The sequence below is a fragment of the Pseudomonas sp. LBUM1673 genome (genome assembly GCF_059695645.1).
The window spans coordinates 230743-254366 of record NZ_CP166780.1 but is presented as its reverse complement, the minus strand read 5'-3'; the positions used below and the strand labels follow the sequence as shown (position 1 = coordinate 254366).

At 58.1% G+C, this 23624-nt stretch carries 22 protein-coding genes, 1 tRNA gene and 2 pseudogenes; 11 read left to right on the top strand and 14 right to left on the bottom strand.

What is annotated here, in order from left to right; all coding sequences use genetic code 11:
* Positions 1-146: 146 nt before the first annotated feature.
* Positions 147-1250 (bottom strand): fatty acid desaturase, encoded by a 1104-nt coding sequence (locus ACA044_RS01110; protein ID WP_497444791.1) that lies wholly within the window; start codon positions 1248-1250, stop codon positions 147-149.
* Between the two features lie 100 nt (positions 1251-1350).
* On the opposite strand from ACA044_RS01110, the gene ACA044_RS01105 reads away from it, so the two are divergent.
* On the top strand, positions 1351-2355 hold the full coding sequence (locus ACA044_RS01105) for an AraC family transcriptional regulator (RefSeq protein ID WP_497444790.1): 1005 nt from the start codon (positions 1351-1353) through the stop codon (positions 2353-2355).
* 126 nt (positions 2356-2481) lie between these two features.
* Here the strand turns inward: ACA044_RS01105 and ACA044_RS01100 are convergent, their stop codons facing one another.
* Positions 2482-2841 carry a response regulator gene (locus tag ACA044_RS01100; protein WP_497444789.1) on the bottom strand — a complete coding sequence of 120 codons (360 nt, stop codon included), beginning with the start codon at positions 2839-2841 and terminating at the stop codon, positions 2482-2484.
* Between the two features lie 77 nt (positions 2842-2918).
* Positions 2919-3605, bottom strand: coding sequence for a Crp/Fnr family transcriptional regulator (locus tag ACA044_RS01095; protein WP_497444788.1), 687 nt, complete (start codon positions 3603-3605; stop codon positions 2919-2921).
* Between the two features lie 84 nt (positions 3606-3689).
* Between ACA044_RS01095 and ACA044_RS01090 the strand changes: the two genes are divergently transcribed.
* The gene (locus ACA044_RS01090; protein ID WP_497444787.1) at positions 3690-4208 is read left to right on the top strand and encodes an Mpo1 family 2-hydroxy fatty acid dioxygenase; all 519 of its coding nucleotides are present in this window, start codon (positions 3690-3692) and stop codon (positions 4206-4208) included.
* A 90-nt stretch (positions 4209-4298) separates the two neighbouring features.
* On the opposite strand, the gene ACA044_RS01085 is transcribed toward ACA044_RS01090, so the two are convergent.
* The 6 genes from ACA044_RS01085 to dibA form a co-directional block, all read right to left on the bottom strand.
* Positions 4299-5288 (bottom strand): sulfate/molybdate ABC transporter ATP-binding protein, encoded by a 990-nt coding sequence (locus ACA044_RS01085; protein WP_123357244.1) that lies wholly within the window; start codon positions 5286-5288, stop codon positions 4299-4301.
* Between the two features lie 3 nt (positions 5289-5291).
* Positions 5292-6161, bottom strand: a complete 870-nt coding sequence (gene cysW, locus ACA044_RS01080) for a sulfate ABC transporter permease subunit CysW (protein ID WP_497444786.1) — start codon at positions 6159-6161, stop codon at positions 5292-5294.
* Between the two features lie 13 nt (positions 6162-6174).
* Positions 6175-6993, bottom strand: a complete 819-nt coding sequence (gene cysT / locus ACA044_RS01075; protein WP_497444785.1) for a sulfate ABC transporter permease subunit CysT — start codon at positions 6991-6993, stop codon at positions 6175-6177.
* 184 nt (positions 6994-7177) lie between these two features.
* The gene (locus tag ACA044_RS01070; protein WP_497444784.1) at positions 7178-8191 is read right to left on the bottom strand and encodes a sulfate ABC transporter substrate-binding protein; all 1014 of its coding nucleotides are present in this window, start codon (positions 8189-8191) and stop codon (positions 7178-7180) included.
* 145 nt (positions 8192-8336) lie between these two features.
* Positions 8337-8519 (bottom strand): sulfur starvation response protein OscA, encoded by a 183-nt coding sequence (gene oscA / locus ACA044_RS01065; protein ID WP_052962923.1) that lies wholly within the window; start codon positions 8517-8519, stop codon positions 8337-8339.
* Positions 8520-8832: 313 nt separating this feature from the next.
* A complete protein-coding gene (gene dibA / locus ACA044_RS01060; protein WP_497444783.1) occupies positions 8833-10752 on the bottom strand; it encodes a phosphodiesterase DibA in 1920 nt (639 codons plus the stop codon).
* Between the two features lie 148 nt (positions 10753-10900).
* Between dibA and desA the strand changes: the two genes are divergently transcribed.
* Together desA and ACA044_RS01050 are read left to right on the top strand one after the other, a co-directional pair.
* Entirely contained in the window at positions 10901-12085 is a 1185-nt protein-coding gene (gene desA, locus ACA044_RS01055) for a delta-9 fatty acid desaturase DesA (RefSeq protein WP_497444782.1), read from the top strand.
* A 251-nt stretch (positions 12086-12336) separates the two neighbouring features.
* Positions 12337-13326 (top strand): GGDEF domain-containing protein, encoded by a 990-nt coding sequence (locus ACA044_RS01050; protein ID WP_497444781.1) that lies wholly within the window; start codon positions 12337-12339, stop codon positions 13324-13326.
* A gap of 69 nt (positions 13327-13395) precedes the next feature.
* On the opposite strand, the gene ACA044_RS01045 is transcribed toward ACA044_RS01050, so the two are convergent.
* Positions 13396-14610, bottom strand: a complete 1215-nt coding sequence (locus tag ACA044_RS01045; protein WP_497444780.1) for an HDOD domain-containing protein — start codon at positions 14608-14610, stop codon at positions 13396-13398.
* Between the two features lie 181 nt (positions 14611-14791).
* Between ACA044_RS01045 and ACA044_RS01040 the strand changes: the two genes are divergently transcribed.
* A complete protein-coding gene (locus ACA044_RS01040) occupies positions 14792-16216 on the top strand; it encodes an IS1182 family transposase (protein ID WP_497444779.1) in 1425 nt (474 codons plus the stop codon).
* Between the two features lie 133 nt (positions 16217-16349).
* On the opposite strand, the gene gabT is transcribed toward ACA044_RS01040, so the two are convergent.
* The gene (gene gabT, locus ACA044_RS01035; protein ID WP_497444778.1) at positions 16350-17627 is read right to left on the bottom strand and encodes a 4-aminobutyrate--2-oxoglutarate transaminase; all 1278 of its coding nucleotides are present in this window, start codon (positions 17625-17627) and stop codon (positions 16350-16352) included.
* Between the two features lie 176 nt (positions 17628-17803).
* Entirely contained in the window at positions 17804-19246 is a 1443-nt protein-coding gene (gabD, locus tag ACA044_RS01030) for an NADP-dependent succinate-semialdehyde dehydrogenase (RefSeq protein ID WP_497444777.1), read from the bottom strand.
* A gap of 349 nt (positions 19247-19595) precedes the next feature.
* On the opposite strand from gabD, the gene ACA044_RS01025 reads away from it, so the two are divergent.
* Positions 19596-19672: transfer RNA gene (locus ACA044_RS01025), tRNA-Arg, on the top strand.
* 122 nt (positions 19673-19794) lie between these two features.
* Here ACA044_RS01025 and ACA044_RS01020 read toward each other — a convergent pair.
* A pseudogene (locus tag ACA044_RS01020) lies at positions 19795-20049 on the bottom strand (type II toxin-antitoxin system HicB family antitoxin); the annotation flags it as partial.
* 48 nt (positions 20050-20097) lie between these two features.
* Here ACA044_RS01020 and ACA044_RS01015 point away from each other — a divergent pair.
* Positions 20098-20535 carry a hypothetical protein gene (locus ACA044_RS01015; protein WP_497444776.1) on the top strand — a complete coding sequence of 146 codons (438 nt, stop codon included), beginning with the start codon at positions 20098-20100 and terminating at the stop codon, positions 20533-20535.
* A 107-nt stretch (positions 20536-20642) separates the two neighbouring features.
* On the opposite strand, the gene ACA044_RS01010 is transcribed toward ACA044_RS01015, so the two are convergent.
* Positions 20643-21281, bottom strand: coding sequence for a hypothetical protein (locus ACA044_RS01010; protein ID WP_497444775.1), 639 nt, complete (start codon positions 21279-21281; stop codon positions 20643-20645).
* Positions 21282-21449: 168 nt separating this feature from the next.
* On the opposite strand from ACA044_RS01010, the gene tnpB reads away from it, so the two are divergent.
* The 4 genes and pseudogenes from tnpB (at position 21450) to ACA044_RS00990 (ending at position 23360) form a co-directional block, all read left to right on the top strand.
* Positions 21450-21809: an IS66 family insertion sequence element accessory protein TnpB gene (gene tnpB, locus ACA044_RS01005; RefSeq protein ID WP_497444774.1), complete on the top strand. Its 360-nt coding sequence runs from the start codon at positions 21450-21452 to the stop codon at positions 21807-21809.
* Positions 21810-21836: 27 nt separating this feature from the next.
* Entirely contained in the window at positions 21837-22907 is a 1071-nt protein-coding gene (gene tnpC, locus ACA044_RS01000) for an IS66 family transposase (protein ID WP_497444773.1), read from the top strand.
* Positions 22882-23138: pseudogene (locus tag ACA044_RS00995) on the top strand (IS66 family transposase); the annotation flags it as partial. The gene tnpC and the pseudogene ACA044_RS00995, both read left to right, overlap by 26 nt.
* Before the next feature lie 81 nt (positions 23139-23219).
* The gene (locus tag ACA044_RS00990; protein WP_497447144.1) at positions 23220-23360 is read left to right on the top strand and encodes a transposase domain-containing protein; all 141 of its coding nucleotides are present in this window, start codon (positions 23220-23222) and stop codon (positions 23358-23360) included.
* Positions 23361-23624: the final 264 nt, after the last annotated feature.

Below are 23624 nucleotides of genomic sequence, written 5' to 3'. Positions count from 1 at the left end.
GCTGAGAGGTGATGATTGGCTGAAATGGTTATCCAATAAAGGAATATTTAATTACTTTATTAGATCAAAGTCATATATACGACTCATTACAATGCATGCAAGCCACCGCTGCTTGCGTCACAACGTAACGTTTCTTTGGGTCAAATTTATGACCAGCGACTGAGTTTCCGAACACATCTGTCAAACCTGAGCGGCAGACACCTCTTGCGTCGCCAGGCCTTGCGCACAAACCGGTTAGCCCGCCCGAACGTCCCGAAATCATTGAACCGCACCCCCATCTCCTGCATCACCTCATGCGCCACCGGGACGGTCATCTGGCGGATGTAAAACGGCTCCTTCACCACAAAATGATGGATCCCGTGGCTGCTGCCGAAGTTGAAGCAGAACGCCTGCAACGGCCACATCCACCAAGGGTTCAACACCTGAGTCTGCTGAATCACATTCCCCGGCTCCACATCACCGTAGTAGTGCATGTTCGAGCTGACAAAGTGCAGACAGAACGTACGCAACACGTTCGGGCCGATGATCACCACGGCGGCGATGTCGATCACCTGCATCACCGCCAAAGTAGTCGCCGACCATTCGATGGACGTACCCAGTAGATGGGCGATGCCATTGGCTGCGTGGAAACCGAGGAACACGTACCACGCCCCCCAATGCAGCAGCGCCAGCGGTGCGTAAACCTTCAGAAAACGCTTGATGATGCTGAACTTGTGCGCCCGGGTCTTGGCCCGCAGCATGCGGATGAACGCCGACATCACGTTGTCGCCGACCATCAACAACCGCGCGATACCCCAAGGCTCACCGTTGGTGATCGCCCGCTCTTCCATGTCGGCTTCGGTGCCGGACACCTTGTGGTGATTGAGGTGCAAATGGCGGCGGATCCAGGGGTTGATGGTGCTCGGTCGCGCCAGCCATACCAGGCCCATCATCAGGTTGTGCGGCACCCGCTGTTTGCGGAAATACATGCTGTGGATCAGGTCATGCTCCAGCTCGTGGGTCAGCGAGGCGAAAAACGCGTTGAGCAACAGGCATACCCACCAGGCCATGTACCCGGTGATGTACAGCGCTGCGGAACCGATCATCCCGGCCAGCGCGAAGGCCAGAATGCCCGCGCCCAAGGCGTCCTGATGGTTGAGAATCGGGTAGCGCTGACGCAGTTCGACGCCTTTGGCCAATACCACCTGGCGAATATGCGCTGATCGCTGTGCTGCATTCAGTCGCTGGGGACTTGCAGAAGTACCGTCCATGCTTCCATCCTCTGGTTATTGATGTTCGCATCCTGCCCTGTGATGATTTACAGAGCGGTAGCCGTGAACGCCAACCTGTTGACCGGACGCGCCAATCAACATGACTGAACCGACCTCCCTCGCCAGCTGGACCCGCGCCCTGCGCAAGCAGCTCGATGCGCTGGGCCTCGACAGCACCGCCCTGTGCCAACAGGCGGGGCTCGACCCGCGGTTGATGGACGACCCGAACGCCCGTTACCCGTTGTCCGGTACCACGCGCCTGTGGGAAATCGCGGTGCAGGTCAGCGGCGATCCGGCGATTGGCTTGCGGGTGTCGCGTTTCGTCAGCCCCACCACGTTTCATGCGCTGGGATATGCGTTGGTGGCCAGCGGCAGTTTGCGGGAAGTCTTCGAGCGCATCGTGCGTTATCACCAAGTGGTCAGCGATGCGCTGGACCTGGAGTTGGTCCGCGCCGAGGATCGCTACCGCTTCCGCCTGAAAATCCCCCAAGGCAACCCCGCGCCCGCCTTCGAAGCCATCGACGCCTTCGCGGCGATTTACGTACGCACCTGCCGCAATCGCCTGGGCCGTGACTACGCTCCCCTGGCGGTTTACCTGCGCCGTCCGGAACCTGCCGACCCGCATCAATGGCACAAAGTGTTCCGCTCGCCGGTGTATTTCGCCGCCGACGAAGACCGACTGGAATTTGCCCTGGTGGATTTCGACAGCCACTTGGACGACGCCAACCCGGAACTGGCCGAACACAACGAAACCGTGCTCAAACGCACCCTGGCGCAACTCAAACCCCTGACCTGGGAACGCAAGGTTCGCGACGCCATTGAAGAACAATTGCCCGAAGGCGAGCCGTCGGCCGAACGCATCGCCGAGGCGCTGCACCTGAGCTTACGCAGCCTGCAACGGCACTTGGCGGACGAGGGTTGTCGGTTCGATACGCTGCTCAACGAAAGTCGGGAAAACCTGGCGCTACTGCACTTGCGTGACCCGCAGTGCTCGTTGAGCGAGGTCAGTTACCTGCTGGGATTCGCCGACACCAGCAGCTTCAGCCGCGCATTCAAACGCTGGACCGGGATGACACCGGGGCAGTTTCGGGATGGGTTGCGGTGACAGATCCGGGAGGTGTGTTGAATTTTCCGGCCTCTTCGCGGGCAAGCCTCGCTCCTACGGGAATACGCGGTCATCTGTAGGAGCGAGGCTTGCCCGCGAAGGCGTCAATCAATTCACCGCTTGGCATCAACGTTTACGCCGCAACAACTTGCGCACCCGCTTCACCAGTTCACTGACGGCAAACGGCTTGAGCAGGTAATCATCCTCATGCAGCTCCAGGCCCCGCAGGCGATCTTCGATGCCGTCCGCGGTGGTGAGGAAGAGCACCGGCGTATCGCCAAGCTTGCGGACCTGCTGCTGCAACTGCCAGCCGTTAAGGCCGGGCAGCATCACGTCGAGGATGATCAGTTCGTATTCGCCGGATTCGATAAAGCGCCGGCCGTCCATGCCATTGAGCGCCACATCCACCGTGTAACTCGCCTCGCTCAGGCCCTTGGCCAGGAGCCTGGCGGTCTCGGGTTCGTCTTCCACTAACAGCACACGCATGGCACACCTCGATTGTCGTCATCACAGGCTAGGCGCGTTCGCGGACAAAGCCCACCAATACTGTGGCGATCTTTTGTTCAAATCGCCGCCAACGCCCGCAACCGCTCGGCATCCAGAATCTCGATCTCGCCATACTTGAGATTCAGAATCCCTTGCCCCTGCAAATCCTTGAGGAGCTGGTTGGTGGTCTGGCGCGACAGCGACAGCATCGACGCCAGTTGCTCCTGAGGCAGTTGCAGAACACGACGCGGCGGGGCGGTTTCGCCATAGCCCTCGGCGATCATCAGCAAGCGATGAGCCAGCCGTGCCGAGGCAGGCATCAGACTGAGCTGTTCGAGGTTGATGAAGGTCAGGCGCAGTTTGTGGCTCATCAGCAACGCCAGTTGCCGCCAGTAAACCGGTTGTTGGTCGAGCAATTTCAGCAGCGTCGCCTGCGGGATGTGCAACAGGGTGCACTGGCCAACGGCGTAGGCATCGTGGGTTCGCGGCTGGCCATCGAACAGGCAGATTTCGCCGAACCAGTGCGGCGCTTCCACTAGGCTCAGCAGCGCTTCCTTGCCCTGCTCGCTCACCGCGCCAATGCGCACCGAACCTTCGAGCACTGCATACAGCCCGCACGGCGGGTCGCCGCGTTTGAATAGCAGTTGCCCCGACGGCAGGCGCCGAACCCGGGCCGCAGCCAGCAGACTATCCTGTAAAGAAACAGGTAAATGACTGAACCACTGCCCCGTATCCAGGCGCGAACGCCAAACCTGCATGCCCATGAAAACTCCTGGAGATTGTCGCCTGGCTGACAGAGCAAGAGATGAACCCGGGGGCATGATCATCACCCTTCTGGAGGAATAACAATGAAAAACCTCGTTGACCATCTCAGTCAATACGCCGCCTACCACCGTGACCCGCGCAATATCGCCAGCCACTTTATCGGTATCCCGCTGATTGTAGTGGCGGTCGCGGTGTTGCTGTCACGGCCGCAATGGGGTGGAGGCTGGATTTCGCCGGCGGTGCTGGTCGCGATGGCATCGGCGTGGTTTTACCTGCGCCTGGAGGTGCGTCTTGGGGTGTTGATGACCGTATTACTCGGTCTGTGCATTTGGGCGGGTCAGGTTCTCGCACAGCAAAGTACGCTGGTCTGGCTTGCCAGCGGCATCGGCATGTTTGTGGTGGGATGGGCGATTCAGTTTGTCGGTCATCATTACGAGGGGCGCAAACCGGCGTTTGTCGATGATGTGACGGGGTTGATTGTCGGGCCGTTGTTTGTGGTGGTTGAGTTGGCGTTTTTGCTGGGGTTGCGGCATGAGCTGAAAGAGCAGATCGAGGCGCGGGTGGGGAGTGTGCGTTTGCGTCAGAAAAACGCAGCAACGTAAGACGCCATCGCGAGCAGGCTCGCTCCCACAGGGGATTTGTGAACGACACAAATCACTGTGGGAGCGAGCCTGCTCGCGAAGCTTTTGCTTTTAAAGGTTGGCGACTTTCTGCCAGACCTTCGGCTTGAAGAACAACGTCTCACCCTTGGCCAATCCAACTAGGCTGTCGTGATCCTTCACCACTTCAGCTTCGATCAGCTCGCTCTGGCCTTCGACCTTCAACGTCACCCGCGTGGTGGCGCCCAGCGGACGGATATCGCGCACCTCAGCCGCGTGGTGGTCTTCCAGTTCATGGCGCGACAGCGACACTTCGTGTGGACGGAACAGCACGTGCCGGTCTTCACCCAAATGCAGACGGTTCGAGTCGCCGAGGAAGTGATAGACGAAATCGCTGGCCGGGTTTTCGTAGACGTCGCCAGGTGAGCCGATCTGCTCGATCACCCCCTTGTTCATCACCACGATGCGGTCGGCGACTTCCATCGCTTCTTCCTGGTCGTGGGTCACGAACACCGAGGTCAGGTTGATGTCTTCGTGCAGCCGCGCGAGCCAGCGACGCAACTCTTTACGGACCTTGGCGTCGAGTGCGCCGAAGGGTTCGTCGAGCAGCAGCACTTTCGGCTCCACCGCCAAGGCACGGGCCAACGCGATGCGCTGACGCTGGCCGCCGGAGAGTTGTTCCGGGTAGCGATCCGCCAACCAATCCAGCTGCACCATGTTCAGCAGTTCGTGGACTTTCACCGCGATCTGGCTTTCATTCGGACGCTGGTTTTTCGGCTTCATACGCAGGCCGAACGCGACGTTGTCGAACACCGTCATGTGGCGGAACAAGGCATAGTGCTGGAACACGAAACCGACATTGCGATCACGTACATCGTGGCCGGAGACGTCTTCGCCGTGGAACACGATGTTGCCCTGATCCGGGGTTTCCAGGCCGGCAATGATCCGCAGCAGCGTGGTCTTGCCGCAGCCCGACGGCCCCAGCAGCGCCACCAGCTCGCCGCTTTGAATGTCCAGGCTGATGTTGTCCAGCGCCTTGAACGCGTGGAAGTTCTTGCTGACGTTACGCACTTCGATCGACATGACTTATTCCTCCGCGGCGCTGGCGCGCAGGCGGTTAATACGGTTTTCGCTCCACTGCTTGAGCAGCAGGATGAAGAGCGCCAGGATCAGCAACAGGCTCGCCACGGCGAACGCGGCCACGTGGTTGTATTCGTTGTAGAGGATCTCGACGTGCAGCGGCAAGGTGTTGGTCACCCCGCGAATGTGCCCGGAAACCACCGACACCGCACCGAACTCACCCATGGCCCGGGCCGTACACAACACCACGCCATAGATCAGGCCCCATTTGATATTGGGCACGGTGACGTGCCAGAACATCTGCCAGCCATTGGCGCCGAGCAGGCGCGCGGCCTCTTCTTCCTGGGTGCCTTGTTCCTGCATCAGCGGGATCAACTCACGGGCCACGAACGGCACGGTGACGAAAATCGTCGCCAGCACGATGCCTGGCAAGGCGAAGACGATCTGAATGTCGTGATCCTGCAACCACGGGCCGAACAAGCCTTGGGCGCCGAACATCAACACGTAGACCAGACCTGCGATCACCGGCGACACCGAGAACGGCAGGTCGATCAACGTCACCAGCATGCTCTTGCCGCGGAACGAGTATTTACTCACGCACCACGCCGCGCTGACACCGAACACCAGGTTCAATGGCACCGAAATCAACACCGCAATCACGGTGAGTTTCAACGCCGACAAAGCGTCTGGCTCGAAGATCGCCGTGAAGAATGCACCCAGGCCCAGCTTCAAACCCTGGGACACCACGATGAACAGCGGCAACAACAGAAACAGCGCAAAAATCAGCCAGCCAAGGCCGATCAGGATTCGCCGCGACGTGGCATTGCCACGGCGGGCGGCGTTCGAGGAGGCCGCTGCAATAGACGATTGGGACATTTTTTGCGCCTCCTTATGGGGTTTCGATGTGCCGCTGCAGCAAGTTGATCAGCAGCAACAGGACAAAGGAAACCACCAGCATCAGTACACCAATGGAGGTGGCGCCGGTGTAATCGTACTGGTCGAGCTTGACCATGATCAGCAGCGGCAGAATTTCGGTTTTCATCGGCATGTTGCCGGCGATAAAAATCACCGAACCGTACTCGCCGACCCCGCGGGCAAAGGCCAGGGCGAAACCGGTCAGCCAGGCTGGCAACAGCGCCGGCACCAGAATATGGCGGAAAACCTGCAACGGTTTTGCCCCGAGACAAGCCGCCGCCTCCTCCACTTCACGGGGAATATCGGCCAATACTGGCTGTACCGTACGTACCACGAATGGAAGCGTTACAAAAGTCAGCGCCAGGGTGATGCCGAGGGGGGTATACGCGATCTTGAAACCCAGGTCCGCCGCGAACTGACCCACCAGGCCGGTGGGGGTGTACAGCGCTGTCAGCGCGATACCGGCGACGGCGGTGGGCAATGCGAACGGCAAATCGATCATCGCATCGATGATCTTGCGCCCCGGGAAGGTGTAGCGCACCAGCACCCAGGCCAGCAGCGTGCCGATCACGCCGTTGATGATCGCAGCGTACAGCGCGGTGCCGAAGCTCAGCTTCAACGCCGCGAGCACCCGTGGCGCCGAGATGATTGCCCAGAACTGGTCCCAGGTAAGTTGAGCGGCGTGCACGAACATCGCCGCCAGTGGAATGAGCACAATCAGGCTGAGGTACACCAAGGTGTAGCCCAGCGTCAGCCCGAAGCCGGGTATGACGGGGGAGATACGACGCGACATAAAAGTCCTTGGTTGAGAACGCGCTAAGCCCCGACGGTGAAATCGGGGCCCGTTGGTGCGTAACCTGTGGGAGCGGGCTTGCTCGCGAAAGCGGTGTGTCAGACAACATCGATATTGACTGTGCCGCCGCCTTCGCGAGCAAGCCCGCTCCCACATGAATTGCGTTTAACTGACCTTTTTCAGATTACTGTGCCTGATAAATCTGGTCGAACACGCCCCCGTCATTGAAGAATTTCGGTTGCGCGGTTTTCCAGCCGCCGAAGTCCTTGTCGATGGTCACCAAGTCCAGTTTCGGGAACTGTTTGGCGTACTTGGCGGCCACGTCCTTGTCACGTGGACGATAGAAGTTTTTTGCCGCAATTTCCTGGCCGGCCGGGCTGTACAGGTGCTTGAGGTACGCTTCGGCGAGCTCGGTGTTGCCCTTTTTCTCAGCGTTTTTGTCGACCACGGCCACCGGTGGTTCGGCAAGGATCGACAGCGAAGGCACGACGATGTCGAATTTGTCGGCGCCACCGTCTTCTTTCAAAGCCAGGAAGGCTTCGTTTTCCCAGGCCAGCAACACGTCGCCCTGACCGTTGTTGACGAAGGTGATGGTCGAGCCGCGAGCACCGGTGTCCAGCACGGGCACGTGTTTGAACAGGGTCTGCACGTACTCTTTGGCCTTGGCTTCGTTACCGCCGTTGGCTTTCAGGCCATAGGCCCAGGCCGCGAGGAAGTTCCAGCGCGCGCCGCCAGAGGTTTTCGGGTTCGGGGTGATGACTTCCACACCGTTTTTGGTCAGGTCGCCCCAATCCTTGATGCCTTTCGGGTTGCCCTTACGCACCAGGAACACGATGGTCGAGGTGTAAGGCGTGCTCGCTTCCGGCAGACGCTTCTGCCAGTCAGCCGGCAGGGACTTGCCGAGTTTGGCGACTTCGTCGATGTCACCGGCCAGTGCCAGGGTCACCACATCGGCACGCAGACCGTCGATGACAGCGCGAGCCTGTTTACCCGAACCACCGTGGGATTGCTGGATCTTCACGTTGTCGCCAGCGTGGTCTTTCTTCCAGAAGTTAATGAACTCGGCGTTGTAGTCCTGATACAGCTCACGGGTCGGGTCATACGACACGTTGAGCAGCTCGTAATCCTTGGCAACCGCGGAACCAGCAAAAAGGGCACTGGCCAGGGCGGCCAAAGCAAAATGGCGAATCGACGACATGGTGAAAGCTCCTGGAGTTCTTGATGTGTTGGCTTTTTCTTATGGTCTGGAACGGGTTGCCTGTTCAAAGATCGCAGCCTTCGAAAGCGCCCACATCAGCCTCCCGTAGGAGCTGCCGAAGGCTGCGATCTTTTGATCTTTCGCTTCAGCTCGGTTTGTTGTTCGGGTTCTGCAAACGGAATTTCTCTTTGCGTTCGATCTGAACCACCTGGGCGTTGTGCACGGTGATTTCCACTGCGCCAAAGCGCAGGTCGCGCAAGGCGCTCTGGATCTCACGCAAAATGGTGGCTTCGTCCTGCCCGTCAACACTACGTAGGGATGCGCTCATGGTGCTGCTCCTTTAATGAGGTGTGCCTGGCAGTGGCGGCACTGCTTAAGGCGTGAGAGCAATAGTAGATAAGCGCTTATATTCTTAAAAATACTATTTAAGAATTTTTATATAACCATAAGGCATTATCTGACGGTGCAAGGGTTTGCGGGGGATCTGCAACTTTCAGGCGCGCACAAAACCCTGTGGCGAGGGGGCTTGCCCCCGTTGGGCTGCGTAGCAGACGCAAGAATTTGGGGCCACTGCGCGACCCAACGGGGGCAAGCCCCCTCGCCACAACAAGCCCCCTCGCCACAAAAAGCAGATCAAGCGCTCATCCAATCGCTGGCGCCCGAGCCCAATCCAATGATGCCTCCGGTACTGGCCGCCCAAACCAGTACCCCTGCCCCAGATCGCAGTCGTGCTCGAGCAGGAAACCCGCCTGCTCGACCTGTTCGATCCCTTCGGCATGCACTTGCATGCCCATGCTCTGCGCCAGCGCAATGATCACCCGCGCGATCGCCGCGTCATCCTCATCACCCGGCAAGCCTGCGACGAATCCCTGATCGATCTTGAGCTTTTGCACCGGCAAACGCTTGAGCCGCAGTAACGACGAATAACCCGTGCCGAAGTCATCGATGGCCAGCCGCACGCCCAACTCGCGCAAGCGATGCATCTGTTCCAGTGCCACTTCCGGCTCCTCCATCACCGCGCTTTCGGTGACTTCCAGCTCCAGATACGCCGGATCCAGCCCGGTGTCGTGCAGCACCAGAGCCACCTGTTGATACAACTCGCGGCGGGCGAACAGGCGAGAAGAAACATTCACCGCGACAAACGACAACACCACGCCCGCCGCTTGCCACTGGCACATCTGCTGACAGGCCTGGCGCATGACCCAGGCATCGATCTCGGCAATCAGCCCGGTGCGTTCGGCAATGGGGATGAACTCTGCCGGCGACACCAACCCCCGTTGTGGATGCTCCCAGCGCACCAAGGCCTCTACGCCGACCAGGCGACTGGTTTTGAGGTCATGCACCGGCTGGTAATAAACCCGCAACTCCTGCTGTTCCAGCGCTCGGCGCAATTCAAACGCAATCTCGACGCGCTGCTGGGCATGCGCGGTCAATTCTTCGGTGTAGAGGGCATAGCCGTCGCGGCCAGCGCTCTTGACCTTGAACAGCGCCGAATCGGCGTTGCGCAACAACTGCTCGGCGCTCAAGGCATCGCTGGGGAACAGGCTGATGCCGATGCTGGCGTTGATGAATAGCGGCTGCCCGTCGATCTGGAATGGCTCTTTGAGGCCATCGATGACCCGCCGAGCCAGCGCCGCGGCGAGCCCCGGTTGCGGGCAATTTTCAGCCAGTACCGCAAATTCATCGCCACTGAGCCGCGCTAGCGTGATGCCAGGGCCAAACATGGTTTTAAAGCGCTCAGCCACAGCCTTGAGCAGTTGGTCACCGACACTGTGACCGAGACTGTCGTTGATCAACTTGAAGTGATCCAGGTCGATCATCAGCAACGCGCAGCCGCGTTTATGGACCTGCGCCGAGGCCACGGCCTGGCCGGCACGGTCGGTAAACAACAGGCGATTGGGCAGATCGGTCAGCGGGTCGTGGTGGGCCAGGTGCGTCAGTTCATGCTCGGTGTTCTTGATCGCACTGATGTCGGAAAACACTGCAACATACTGGCTGAGCCGCCCTCGGTCGTCGCGAATGAGGCGGATCGTCTGCCATTGTGGGTAGATCTCGCCGCTTTTGCGACGGTTCCAGATTTCCCCGCTCCACTCACCGATATCGTCGAGTGTCGCGAACATCGCCTGGTAGAAACCCGGTAAGTGATGGCCCGACTTGAACATGCTCGGTCGCTGACCCAGCACTTCCTCGCGCTGGTAGCCGGTGATTTCCATGAACGCCCGGTTCACATGGACAATCAGCCCTTTGCTATTGGTGACCAGTACCCCTTCGCGGGTGCAATCGAACACCGCGGCCGCCTGACGCAAACGTTCCCGGTCTGCATTGCGCTCACGCAATGTGGCGCCGACGCCCAGGCAGCGAAACAATCGTGCCCGCGCAATGAAGATCAGCCCGGCACTGAGCGCCACCCAGGCATAACCGTTGATCAGTTGCCAGCGCAGCAGGTCGGTGGAGTGATCGAAGAATCTGTTCAATAAATAACCACCCAACTGGAGCCAAATTACAGAAAGCACTAGGTAGAGCAGCGCCGCCCGCAAGGCATCGCGATATGTGGCTGACATTAGAGCGTCCATGTCCCTACAAATAAGGTCAGAATTATAGATTAAAGAAACATCCAGCCACTCTTATCTGAAAGGGCGACTGGTTTTATCTGTGGGCTTAGTGATAATGCAAAGGCTGTTTTTCTCTTTATCGAGGGTCCTATAGGCTATGTGGTACGAAGGTTTTCTTGGCTTATCGCCCTGGTCACTGGTGGCAGTCACCCTACTGATGACCCACGTGACGATCGTCGGCGTCACGGTCTATCTGCATCGTTATTCAGCCCATCGCTCGCTCGAGCTCAATGCCGGCCTGAAACATTTCTTCCGCTTCTGGCTGTGGTTGACCACGGCGCAGAACACCCGCGAGTGGACGGCTATCCACCGCAAGCATCACGCCAAATGCGAAACCGTCGATGACCCGCACAGCCCGGTCATCAAGGGTCTGTCCACCGTTCTGCGCAAAGGTGCCGAGTTGTACCGCGCCGAAGCGGAAAACCCCGAGACCCTGCGCATCTACGGCAAGAACTGCCCCGAAGACTGGATCGAACGCAACCTCTACAGCCGCTTTCCTCTGCTGGGCGTGGCAATCATGGGCGTCATCGACCTGCTGTTGTTCGGCACCATCGGCATCACCATCTGGGCCATCCAGATGATGTGGATCCCGGTCTGGGCCGCCGGTGTGGTCAATGGCCTGGGCCATGCCATCGGCTACCGCAACTTCGAATGCCGCGATGCGGCGACCAATCTGGTGCCTTGGGGCATCCTGATCGGCGGCGAAGAACTGCATAACAACCATCACACCTACCCTAACTCGGCCAAGCTGTCGGTGAAGAAGTGGGAATTCGACCTCGGCTGGGCCTGGATCCAAGTCTTCAGCTTCCTGCGCCTGGCCAAGGTCCAGCGGGTCGCGCCGATCGCCCACCGTGTCGAAGGCAAAGGCAGCCTGGACATGGACACCGCCATGGCGATCCTCAACAACCGCTTCCAGATCATGGCCCAGTACCGCAAGCTGGTGATCGCGCCGCTGGTCAAGCAAGAGCTGGAAAAGGTCGATCACTCGGTCCGTCACCAGTTTCACCGGGCCAAGCGCCTGCTCTCGCGGGAAACCAGCCTGCTGGACGACAAACACCATGTGCGCATCCAGACCATGCTCGAGCACAGCCAGGCGCTGAAGGTAATTTACGAAAAACGCCTGGCCTTGCAGCAGATCTGGGTCAAGACAAGCTCAAATGGTCACGACATGCTGGCCGCCATCAAGGATTGGGTACACGAGGCCGAGGCCAGCGGGATTCAATCCCTGCGTGATTTCGCCGACCAGTTGAAAACCTACTCCCTGCGCCCTGCCGCTGTCTGACCCTCTGGTAAAGGGGCTTGCCTGTGGCGAGGGAGCTTGCTCCCGCTCGGCTGCGCAGCAGCCGTAAAACCTGACGACGCGTTTAACCTGAAAAAGCGCGTCGCCAATACCGCCCGGCGGGAGCAAGCCCCCTCGCCACATAAGGCGGGAACTTCGCTCCAAATCCCCTATCTCAAAGACACTTCGCCATCCAGGCGGGCTTTGCTCTGGCCGCTGTCGACATAGCGGCATGCCCTTTGAGACTTGTGCCGATGGTCAATAAAAACCTACAAGACACATCCCTTCCACAGTGGCCCGAGGCCGCGCAAACACTGATGGCGCTGATGCATGCCCAGGGTGAAGTGGCGCGCCTGAGCGAGCGTGAGCAGCTGTTCAGCTCGCTGCTGGTCAGCGTCAACGCGGTGCTTTGGGCATTCAACTGGGAAACCCGTCAGGTGCTCTATGTCAGCCCGGCCTATGACCGGATTTTCGGCCGCCCCGCCGGTCTGCTGCTGTCCGACTACAAGCACTGGCGCGACAGTATCTATCCCGATGACCTGGACTACGCCGAGCGCAGCCTGGCGCAAGTGCTGGTCAAAGGCGCCGTTGAAGACCGCGAATACCGCATCATCGCTGCCGATGGCCAGGTGCGCTGGCTTAGCGACAAGTGTTTCATCAACCGTCAGGCCGAACCGGGCCAACCAGTGATCATCGTCGGCATTGCCGAAGACATCACCGAAAAAAAGCAGATGGAAGCCGAGCTGCAACGCCTGGCCACTACCGACGTGTTGACCCAAAGCAGCAACCGCCGACACTTCTTCGAATGCGCCCATCGCGAATTCGAACAGGCGCGACTGCAAGGTGCGCCGATGGCCTTCCTGCTGCTGGACATCGATGATTTCAAAGTGGTCAACGACACTTACGGCCACCAGGAAGGCGACAAGGTGCTGCAACGCATCGCCGAGAGCGGTCGCGCGGCCCTGCGGCGCGGTGATCTGTTCGGACGGATCGGCGGTGAGGAATTCGCCGCCGTGTTCCCCGGTTGCGCACCGGACATGGCCATGCAAGTGGCCGAGCGCCTGCAACGGGAGATTCAGCGGTTAAGCTTCAGCCATGACGACCAGACATTCGGCATCACCGTCAGCCAGGGCCTGAGCAGCCTCACTCCCGAGGATGAAAGCCTCGACAGCCTGTTCGCCCGCGCCGATGCGGCAATGTACGAAGCCAAGCGCCAGGGCAAGAACCGGATTATCTCCGGCTGACAGACCTAATGTGGGAGCGAGCAAGTCGGATCGCTGCACCGCCGCTCCCACAAGGGTTCGGTGTCAGATTCACTTTTTGCGCAAACGCATCAACTCCGGCAATCCGATCTTGAGCAACCGCGCCGTTCGGCTCTTGGCCAGCGCCTCGATCCCCTCATGCTCGGTCAGGCGCGCCAGTTGCGCGGCCATGTTCATCACCAGCGCTTCGCGGGAGTAAACCCCACCACCGAGCTGGTAAACCGCCGCAATCAGCTCCCGCAACTCCAGCGGCAGGCGCCAACGGGTCCGTAGCGCCGAACCATAGGCCGCACCGAATTCGGCCAGTGCATCACCGACTTCTTCCAACTCATCCAGCTCACCACCGGCCTGTTTCCACTCCTGCAAACACCGTAACAACGCCAGATCGCCGAGGCGATGCAGCACGCCCGCGCAATAACAGCGCTCCTGATCCAGATCCAGCAAGCGCGCCAACGTCCGCGCGTATTCGGCGGTGTGCAAGGACAACTCCCAATAACGCTCCGCGTAGTCGGCCAGACACGGATCGCTGAGCCGGGCGCTGCGCTTGAGGGCGAGGCCCAGAATCAGGTTCATGCTTTGCCCGGTGCCCAAGCGATGCAGCGCCTGAGCCAAGGTTTGCACGGCGGCGCCATGATGCTGGGCCGCGCTGTTGGCGGCGGCGATCAGGACGGCGGTGATTTGCGGGTCGGTGCGGATCTCGTCTTCCAGCCGCGTCAGATCGAGGCCACTGGGATTGAGGCTACGTTTGATCGCCACCTGCACATCGGTCATCAACGGCGCACCGTCCGCCAGTTCGCGCCGCCGCTCCAGGTACACCGACAAAGTCATGCCCGGTGCCAGTGACGGCACCTCGCACGGCACCTCTTCACCGGCGTTCAACAGCAAATCCTGCAAGCGCTGGGTCAGGTTTTCCATGTCCAAGGGTTTGGTCAGGTACGCCGTGGGCGCCAGGGGCAAGGCTTCGCGCACGCTGGCGCTGTCGTTGCGGCTGCTCATCAGAATGAAGGGCAGCGGCGGATGACGTTTGCGCTGACGGACGCTGCGCAAGACATTCAGGCCATCGACGCCGGGCAACTCCCAGTCGACGATCACCAGGTCGTAAGGGTTCTCCGCCAACAGGCCCAGTGTCTCCTGGCCATCGGCACACAGGTCCAGCCGTGCATCGCAACGTACATTCAGCACTACCTGCTTGAGCAGATCGCGGGACCAGGGGTCGGCCTCGGCAATCAGCACACGCGGTACAGCGGGTAACACCACAGCAGTCATCGCACACTCCAACGGCAATGCTTGCACCTTAGTCAATGCCGGCCATTCGATACAGCTCAATTGCCCTGATGTGTTTCGAGCGGTATGAAAAAACCCGCCGAACAGACTGTGTGAAAACCTAGCAATCTGCATCGCGGTTTAAGAAAATGCCCCGTATCGAAAGATACGGGGCATTCTTGTTATGGCTTACATCCAGGGCCAAGCGCGCGATCAGACCAGCCTTTTTCCGGTTTCGCTGGAAGATTTAATCCCTGAGGATCACCTCGTTCGCGTGATTGATGCCTTCGTTGCCAAGCTCGATCTCATACGTCTGGGGTTTGACAAGGCGGTGCCCAAAAGCACAGGTCGCCCCTCTTACGATCCGGCCGATCAGCTAAAGCTCTATCTGTACGGCTATTTCCAGTGTATCCGCTCCTCCCGTCGTCTCGAAGCCGAATGCCAGCGCAACATCGAAGTCATGTGGTTACTCAACCGCCTCAAACCCGATTTCAAGACCATTGCCGACTTTCGCAAGGACAACAAACAGGCGTTCAGTGCAACGTGCCGGGTCTTCGTTCAGTTCTGTCGTACGGTCGGTTTGATCGCTGGCGACCTGGTTGCCATTGATGGCAGTAAATTCCAGGCGGTAGCCTCGTCGCGGCGCCATCTGAACGTGAAACAACTCAAACGCCAGCAGGAAAAACTGGATAAGCGCATCGCCCAATATCTGGCTGAACTGGATGAGGCCGATAAAGCCGAAGCGGGTGAAACCATTGATCGCAGCGCCATCAAGACAGCGCTGAAGCAACTTGAAGCCCGGCAACTGAACAATCTGACCTGCCAGGCGCTGATGAAGTCGATGGGGATCGAGCAGTTCAACACCGGCGAAAGCGATGCCCGAATGATGCGCACGCCCAAAGGTCCGCGGGTGGCTTACAACGTACAAACCGCCGTGGACGCTGAACATTGCTTGATCCTGCATCACGACGTGACACAAGACGGCAACGATACCCAGCAACTTGAGCCCATGGCCAAGGCCGCCAAAGAACAGTTGCAGCAGAGCGAACTGAGCGTGACCGCCGATGCGGGCTACTCCAACGGCAAGCAGTTCCAGGCGTGTGAAGACGCGGGCATTACGGCGTACGTGCCGCCCAACCGAGCGGTTAACCCCCGTAGCAAGGAGAAGGAACTCTTCGAGCGAAAAGATTTTGCTTACGATGCGCAGCAGGATCAGTACCAATGCCCTGCCGGCAAACTGCTGACACTCAAACAGCTGAATAAAGGTGAGCGCATTTACCACGCAGCTATCAGCGACTGCGCCAACTGCCCACTGAAAGGTCAATGCACCGACGCTCAGCGCCGATACGTCTCACGCCACGCCCACGAAGATGCCTTCGAGCGAATGGAGCAGCGCATGCAGGCGCATCCCGAAATGATGGTGAGCCGAAGGTCCATCGTTGAGCATCCCTTCGGCAACCTTAAACAATGGCTGTTTGGAAACGGCCGCTTCCTGCTGCGACAGTTAGAGGGGGCAAAAGCGGAAATTGCCCTGGCGGTGAACGCCTACAACCTCAAAAGAGCGATCAATGTGCTGGGTGTACGTCAAATGATGGAGTTGATGGGCTGAAAAGCCTTTTTTCGCCTGTTACCTGCACAAAAGCAAACGCCCCGAACAAGTCGGGGCGTTTGCTTAGGCCGCCTTCAGCGTGTTTTCACACAGTCTGCGAAGCGGGTTTTTTGTCGATCAGATCACAAATGAATCAGAGCTCGGCGAAGCACTCTTCCATGATCGCCAGGCCTTTATCCAGTTGCTCGTCTGGCGAAGTCAGCGGTACCAGCACGCGCAGAACGTTGCCATAGGTGCCACACGACAGCAGGATCAGGCCCTTGTCGCGCGCCTTGGCCACAACCGATGCCACGGCAGCAGCGTTCGGCTTGTGGCTGTCGCCATCGACGAACAGCTCGACCGCGATCATCGCGCCCAGTGCACGCACTTCGCCAATGACCGGGTACTTGGCCTGGATGGCCTTCAGGCCAGTCACCAGACGCTCGCCTACCGCTTTGCAGCGATCCAGCAGGTGCTCTTCCTCGAACACTTCCATCACGGCCAGGGCCGCGGCGCAAGCAATCGGGCTACCGGCGTAAGTGCCGCCCAGGCCGCCCGGAGCGATGGCGTCCATGTATTCGGCCTTGCCGCACACGCCGGCCAACGGGAAACCGCCAGCGATGGATTTGGCGAAGGTGGTCAGGTCGGCGGCAACGCCCATCTGCTCCATGGCGAAGAAGGTGCCGGTACGGCCAGCGCCAGTCTGCACTTCGTCAGCGATCAACAGGATGCCGTGCTGGTCGCACAAGGCGCGCAGACGCTTCATGAACTCTTTAGGCGCGACGTAGAAACCACCTTCGCCCTGAACCGGCTCGATGATGATGGCCGCGATGTCACGTGGCTCGGCGTCGTTCTTGAAGATGCGCTCGATGCTGGCGATCGAATCGTCGATGCTCACACCGTGCAGTTCGTTCGGGTACAGCGCGCGGAAGATACCGCCTGGCATCAGGCCCATGCCAGCCGAGTAAGGCACGACTTTACCGGTCAGGCCCAGAGTCATCATGGTGCGACCGTGGTAAGCGCCGGTGAAGGCAATTACGCCGGCACGGCCAGTGGCGGCGCGGGCGATCTTGATGGAGTTTTCCACGGCTTCGGAGCCGGTGGTCACCAGCAGGGTTTTCTTGGCGAAATCACCCGGCACCTTGGCGTTGATTTTTTCGCACACTTCCACGTACGGCTCGTAAGCCAGTACCTGGAAGCAGGTGTGGGTCAGCTTGTTCAGCTGCTCAGTCACGGCGGCGATGATTTTCGGGTGCACGTGACCGGTGTTCAGCACCGCGATACCGCCGGCGAAGTCGATGAACTCGCGACCTTCAACATCGGTCACGGTGGCGTTCTTCGCGGACTCGGCGAAGATCGGGTGAATCTGGCCAACACCACGCGGTACAGCGGCTTCGCGGCGTTTCATCAGGGATGCGTTAGTCTTGCTCATAGTGTCCTCATTCACCGCTCATCGGGCGGTGTGGTTCAAGGAAAATGCGGCGGGGAGGCAACTACGGCAGCATGCGATGATCGACTGCCACAGCTTTCCCGGCCACAGAGAAAATTCCGTTTGAAGCGTCGCAAAGGGACAGCGCTCTCGTGCCCTTTGCGCTTGAAGCAATGGACTCAGATACCCAGGCAGAGGTATTTGATTTCCAGGTAATCTTCGATGCCGTACTTGGAGCCTTCACGGCCCAGGCCCGACGCCTTGATGCCGCCGAACGGCGCGACTTCGTTGGAGATCAACCCGGTGTTGACGCCAACCATGCCGTATTCCAGGGCTTCAGCCACACGGAACACACGGCCCAGGTCGCGAGCATAGAAGTACGAAGCCAGACCGAACTCGGTGTCGTTGGACATCGCGATCACGTCGGCTTCGTCTTTGAAGCGGAACAGTGGCGCCAATGGACCGAAGGTTTCTTCCTTGGCCACGGCAGCGTTATTCGGCACGTTGGTCAGAATGGTCGGCTCGAAGAAGTTGCCTTGCATGCTCTTGCCACCCGCCAGAACGGTGGCGCCTTTGCCGACAGCGTCAGCAATGTGCTCCTGCACCTTGGCTACGGCTTTTTCGTCGATCAACGGGCCAGTGGTGGTGCCGTCTTCCAGACCGTTGCCGATCTTGAGTTTGGCCACGGCCACTTTCAGTTTTTCGGCGAACGCGTCGTAGACCGAGTCCTGAATGTACAGGCGGTTGGCGCAGACGCAGGTCTGGCCGTTGTTGCGGTACTTGGAAATGATCGCGCCTTCGACGGCCTTATCCAGGTCCGCATCGTCGAACACGATGAACGGCGCGTTGCCGCCCAGCTCCAGCGAGACTTTTTTGATGTCCTTGGCACACTCGGTCATCAACTGACGACCGATTTCGGTCGAGCCGGTGAACGACAGTTTACGCACGATCGGGTTGCCGGTCAGCTCGCTGCCAATGTCGCCAGCGCTGCCGGTCACAACACTGAACACACCGTTCGGAATACCGGCACGCTGGGCCAGTTCCGCCAGGGCGAAAGCCGAGAATGGGGTTTGCGACGCAGGCTTGAGCACCATGGTGCAACCGGCGGCCAGGGCCGGGCCGGCTTTACGGGTGATCATCGCGGCCGGGAAGTTCCACGGGGTAATCGCAGCGGTCACGCCGATCGGCTGCTTGATCACGATCAGGCGCTTGTCTGGCTGGTGGCCCGGAATCACGTCACCGTAGACGCGCTTGGCTTCTTCGGCGAACCATTCGATAAAGGAAGCGGCGTAAACGATCTCGCCCTTGGCTTCGGCCAATGGCTTGCCCTGCTCGAGGGTCATCAGGCGCGCCAGGTCGTCCTGGTTCTCGATGATCAACTCGAACCAGCGACGCAGTTTGTTCGCGCGATCCTTGGCGGTCAGTGCACGCCAGGCCGGCAGCGCTTTATCAGCGGCTTCAATCGCACGGCGGGTTTCGGCAGCGCCCATTTTCGGCACGGTGCCCAGAGTTTCACCCGTTGCCGGGTTGGTGACCTTGATCGTCTGACCGTTGTCCGCATCGACCCAAGCGCCATCTATAAAGGCTTGCTGGCGGAACAACTGGGTGTCTTTAAGCTGCATGTCGGCTTTCCTTAACAGCACCGCGGCAAGCGCGGAGCGAATTATGATTGTAGAAAGGCGCCTTATAGGCTGCCGTCAGGGAAATCATTCACCGGGCTGAAGCACATAAATAGCGCACTGATCGAACTCGTGCGGTTCAGCACCCAGACAAGAGCGTTTGAAATCTCAAACGAATCCTAGGATCAAAGGGGGTAAAGGACAATAGGCTGTTCGAAAAAAAGAACGAAAACGCCGCATTTGCCTATTTTTTCGGATCAGCGTAGCAATCGTAGGTTACGCTTGGGAAAAACGCAGGCGATTCAGCAGCATGGACGCCCGCAGCGCATATGAGTATCATAGCGCCCGCATTGCACCAGTAGCTCAGCTGGATAGAGTACTGCCCTCCGAAGGCAGGGGTCGTGGGTTCGAATCCCGCCTGGTGCACCATACGTAGAAACGAGAAAGCCTCAGATCTTAGGGTCTGGGGCTTTTTTGTGGGTGTTGTCTGTCGCGTCCTGAATAAGGTTTACACCTTCTGGCTCCTTCTCAGGAAGGTGCAATGGCAGTGGTCAGGCATGCACCTCACGATCAAGAACGTCAGCTACCCACTGATTGATACTCTTGTGGGCTAGCTGCGCTTTTACGGCGACAGTTGCGTGGAGTGCCGGCGCTAAACGCAGACTGAGGTGGCCAGAATAGGGCTTCTGCGGTGTGCGCCCGAGCTTGGCGCAAGTCTCCAGATAATCAGTGACGGCCTCTTCAAATGCATCTCGAAGCTCCTGTACTGACTCGCCATTAAACCCAACAATATCTCTGATACCAGCAAACTAGATAGCGTTATCGAGCAATTACGCTCTACAGGAGCACCAATCATGTACAAGAAATTTACAGGGATCGTTTTTCTGCTATTGAGCGGCTGCTCACTGCATCCGTATACCAAGGACGACCTGCTGAACACTGGCATAACCAGCCCCGAGTACTGCCTGACGCAAGAGCGGGCGGTGGTGGAAGAACGGGTGCAAGGCTACCTGAACCATTGCTTTCACCCGCAAGTGACCGAACTCACGACAGGTGGGACACTCGTCAATACCATCCAATTGAAAGTCGACAGGAATGACGAAAGAAGCGACATGGTGCTATGGGCACCGACGATCTACGGAAACCAGTTCTATATGAACGTGATCATCTCGGAAAAGAACCCCGCCTGCAAAACCACCATGACTGCCGTGGCCTCAGGCCGGGCTTTTGAGCGAAATTTTTCGAAGATAATGGAACGCGCAAATGGTGGAGATCCTTGGTGTCCTATATAACCTTGAACTTAAACCCCAATACATCGGGCTTACGGATAGATTACTGGACAATCGGCATCTGAAAGCATAGCGCCCACCATTCTACTAGTATCGCCATTTCTCATACGTCACCGCTGTAGTCTTGGTACAAAATCGTCAATGCTTTTGTTTTTTTCTTTCAACAAAGACATAACGAACTCCGGCTCAAAGCCCATTAAAAACTCAATAGCATCGTAAATTTTCCACCAATGTATTTCCGGATGATCGATTATCGAACTGAGATGCTGCTTAACAAGCGGGATATATTCTAGATACCTTTCACGCTTCACAAAGGCAAAAGCATCGGATATTTCAAAAGGCTCGCTACCTGCGAATTTTATGATCTTAGATAAAGGTAAGAAGACTTGAGTCCTCGCCACCTCTCTCTCCCCCCTACCAGCCATATTGGCAAAATACATAGTTACAGCCATCAGGATCTGACGATAAGTATCATCATACCCATGCAGTCTATGAAGATAGATATTCTTGATAAGTTCAGGCCTTTCCATGCTTTTCTCCAAAGCAACCAGGCCTTCAAGGATCCCCCAACTAGTCAGTAACTTCGCAGCTTGGAAGCGCACCACCTCATCATCTGAGTTGATAAGCAAATCCAGCACAGCACTCATTCTCTCCTGCGGAATATCCTCAGGATCCAGCTCTCCTGCTTCAGCGGCATAATCTGCTTGTTCCGGGATGCCATTGAGCAGTTCGTTCGTTTTCCGATCCATAGTAAATCCTATTTTTGGATAAATTTAATATAGCCGTCCGGTACACAGCCCTTGATCAAGCACTCACCATCACGCATTACGTTGTAAGCGCTCCATAAACCCCACATTCAAAGCCGCCACCTGATCCCCGATGCTGTGCTCCCGATTCCTTTCTGGAGCCAGCACCTCATGATGCGCCCCGACGCAAAAGTCGAAAAAGTCTACCTCTACCCCAAGCCCGTCGACTTCCGAAAATCCATCGTTGGCCTCGCCGCTCTGGTCGGACTGGACATCAAGGTCGCGGTGTTTGACCCGGTGCTTTTCGTGTTCCTCAACAAGCCTCGAAATCGAGTGAAGATTTTGTATTGGAAGCGCAACGGCTTTTGCCTTTGGCTAAAGCGGCTGGAGTCCGAGCGCTTCAAAACATCCCCGGATTGTTCGGGTGAAGCCATCGTGCTGACGGTTCAAGAACTCAACTGGTTACTGGACGGTTTTGATTTGTGGCGCAACCGTCCGCATCAAGTTTTGACGCCTCGATTCGTCGCCTGATTCGGTATAATCCAGGGCATGATTTCCATGCCCAAAGACCTTCCTGACGACCCTGTTTTGCTCAAGCAACTGCTTGAGCAAATGCTGAGTGAGCGCGAGTCGGATAAGGGCAAGATCGTTCATCTCGAAGAAGAAAACGCGCTGTTGCGTCAGCGCCTTTTCGGGCGCAAGTCAGAGCAGACGGCCGATCCCACGACCCCGCAAATGGCCTTGTTCAACGAAGCTGAAAGCGTGGCCGAGTCTGTCGACGAAACGGCAGAAGAAGAGGTCGTAGCTCCGACCAAGCGACGGGGCAAACGCAAGCCTCTGCCCGCCGATCTTCCGCGCATCGAAGTCATCCACGAACTGCCTGATCACGAGCTGACTTGCACCTGCGGTTGCCGTAAACACACCATTGGCGAGGAAATCAGCGAGCAGCTGGAGATCGTGCCGATGCAAATCCGCGTGATCAAACATGTGCGCAAGGTCTACGCCTGCCGTGGCTGTGAAACCGCGCCGGTCACTGCTGACAAACCGGCTCAACTGATTGAAAAGAGTATGGCCAGCCCCAGTGTTTTGGCGATGTTGCTGACGACCAAATACGTCGACGGCTTACCGCTTCACCGCTTCGAAAAAGTGCTGGGCCGCCACGGTATCGAGATCCCACGCCAGACCTTGGCGCGCTGGGTGATCCAGTGCGGTGAATACCTGCAACCCTTGCTGAACTTGATGCGCGACCGGCTACTGGAAAGCCGCGTCATCCACTGCGACGAAACGCGCGTACAAGTGCTGAAAGAACCTGATCGAGAACCGAGCAGCCAGTCCTGGATGTGGGTTCAAACCGGCGGGCCGCCTGATAAGCCAGTCATTCTTTTTGACTACTCGACCAGCCGAGCGCAGGAGGTACCGTCGCGCTTGCTCGAAAACTATCGCGGCTACCTGATGACCGATGATTACGCCGGTTACAACGCGCTGGGTGTACAGCCTGGTGTCGAGCGTATGGGCTGTTGGGCACACGCTCGACGCAAGTTCGTCGAAGCGCAAAAAAGTGCAGCCCAAAGGCAAGACTGGGCGCGCGGATATCGCGCTGAATATGATCAACAAGCTGTACGGTATTGAGCGAGATTTAAAAGAAGTCGGCGATGAACATCACCACGAAAGTCGACAGCAAAACAGTCTGCCGGTGTTGGCGCAGTTACACGCCTGGCTGGAGAAAACCCAGCCTCAAGTAACCGCGCAGAACGCGCTGGGTAAGGCGATCAGTTATCTGGGCAACAACTGGAACAAGTTGGTGCGCTACACCGAAGCCGGTTACTTGCCGATCGACAACAACGCCGCGAGCGTGCGATCAGGCCCTTCGTTATCGGGCGCAAGAATTGGCTGTTCAGCGACACGCCCAAAGGCGCGACGGCCAGCGCTCAACTTTACAGTTTGGTCGAGACGGCTAAAGCCAACGGCCAAGAGCCCTATGCGTGGCTGCGCCACGCACTTGAGCGCCTGCCACAAGCCTCGAGCGTAGAAGACTTCGAGGCCTTGCTACCGTGGAACTGCACGCCGCAAACTCCAAGATAGCCATAGATCCCCACCTTTAAAATGTGGGGTTCATGGAGCGCTTACCGCCAATTGAGTAACGATGCCTTGGGCGACTTTTAAATCCTCGGTGAACCGGAGCTGTTGAGGATGCGGCTGGCACGCGTGCCGAGGCCACCGCGATCAATGCTCAGATCACCCAGGCTGTAGATATCCCCACCACTGGTTAACGGCCATGAGCTTTTCCCAACGCATAGTCGAGCTACGTAAAAAGCTCGGTATGACACAACAAGCCCTCTCGGCGGC

What these genes read in the sequence shown, in the direction of transcription:
- ACA044_RS01110 (WP_497444791.1), bottom strand. Translation starts at nt 1,250, where the DNA reads ATGGACGGTACTTCTGCAAGTCCCCAGCGACTGAATGCAGCACAGCGA.
- ACA044_RS01105 (WP_497444790.1), top strand. Translation starts at nt 1,351, where the DNA reads ATGACTGAACCGACCTCCCTCGCCAGCTGGACCCGCGCCCTGCGCAAG.
- ACA044_RS01100 (WP_497444789.1), bottom strand. Translation starts at nt 2,841, where the DNA reads ATGCGTGTGCTGTTAGTGGAAGACGAACCCGAGACCGCCAGGCTCCTG.
- ACA044_RS01095 (WP_497444788.1), bottom strand. Translation starts at nt 3,605, where the DNA reads ATGGGCATGCAGGTTTGGCGTTCGCGCCTGGATACGGGGCAGTGGTTC.
- ACA044_RS01090 (WP_497444787.1), top strand. Translation starts at nt 3,690, where the DNA reads ATGAAAAACCTCGTTGACCATCTCAGTCAATACGCCGCCTACCACCGT.
- ACA044_RS01085 (WP_123357244.1), bottom strand. Translation starts at nt 5,288, where the DNA reads ATGTCGATCGAAGTGCGTAACGTCAGCAAGAACTTCCACGCGTTCAAG.
- cysW (WP_497444786.1), bottom strand. Translation starts at nt 6,161, where the DNA reads ATGTCCCAATCGTCTATTGCAGCGGCCTCCTCGAACGCCGCCCGCCGT.
- cysT (WP_497444785.1), bottom strand. Translation starts at nt 6,993, where the DNA reads ATGTCGCGTCGTATCTCCCCCGTCATACCCGGCTTCGGGCTGACGCTG.
- ACA044_RS01070 (WP_497444784.1), bottom strand. Translation starts at nt 8,191, where the DNA reads ATGTCGTCGATTCGCCATTTTGCTTTGGCCGCCCTGGCCAGTGCCCTT.
- oscA (WP_052962923.1), bottom strand. Translation starts at nt 8,519, where the DNA reads ATGAGCGCATCCCTACGTAGTGTTGACGGGCAGGACGAAGCCACCATT.
- dibA (WP_497444783.1), bottom strand. Translation starts at nt 10,752, where the DNA reads ATGTCAGCCACATATCGCGATGCCTTGCGGGCGGCGCTGCTCTACCTA.
- desA (WP_497444782.1), top strand. Translation starts at nt 10,901, where the DNA reads ATGTGGTACGAAGGTTTTCTTGGCTTATCGCCCTGGTCACTGGTGGCA.
- ACA044_RS01050 (WP_497444781.1), top strand. Translation starts at nt 12,337, where the DNA reads ATGGTCAATAAAAACCTACAAGACACATCCCTTCCACAGTGGCCCGAG.
- ACA044_RS01045 (WP_497444780.1), bottom strand. Translation starts at nt 14,610, where the DNA reads ATGACTGCTGTGGTGTTACCCGCTGTACCGCGTGTGCTGATTGCCGAG.
- ACA044_RS01040 (WP_497444779.1), top strand. Translation starts at nt 14,792, where the DNA reads ATGGCTTACATCCAGGGCCAAGCGCGCGATCAGACCAGCCTTTTTCCG.
- gabT (WP_497444778.1), bottom strand. Translation starts at nt 17,627, where the DNA reads ATGAGCAAGACTAACGCATCCCTGATGAAACGCCGCGAAGCCGCTGTA.
- gabD (WP_497444777.1), bottom strand. Translation starts at nt 19,246, where the DNA reads ATGCAGCTTAAAGACACCCAGTTGTTCCGCCAGCAAGCCTTTATAGAT.
- ACA044_RS01015 (WP_497444776.1), top strand. Translation starts at nt 20,098, where the DNA reads ATGTACAAGAAATTTACAGGGATCGTTTTTCTGCTATTGAGCGGCTGC.
- ACA044_RS01010 (WP_497444775.1), bottom strand. Translation starts at nt 21,281, where the DNA reads ATGGATCGGAAAACGAACGAACTGCTCAATGGCATCCCGGAACAAGCA.
- tnpB (WP_497444774.1), top strand. Translation starts at nt 21,450, where the DNA reads ATGATGCGCCCCGACGCAAAAGTCGAAAAAGTCTACCTCTACCCCAAG.
- tnpC (WP_497444773.1), top strand. Translation starts at nt 21,837, where the DNA reads ATGCCCAAAGACCTTCCTGACGACCCTGTTTTGCTCAAGCAACTGCTT.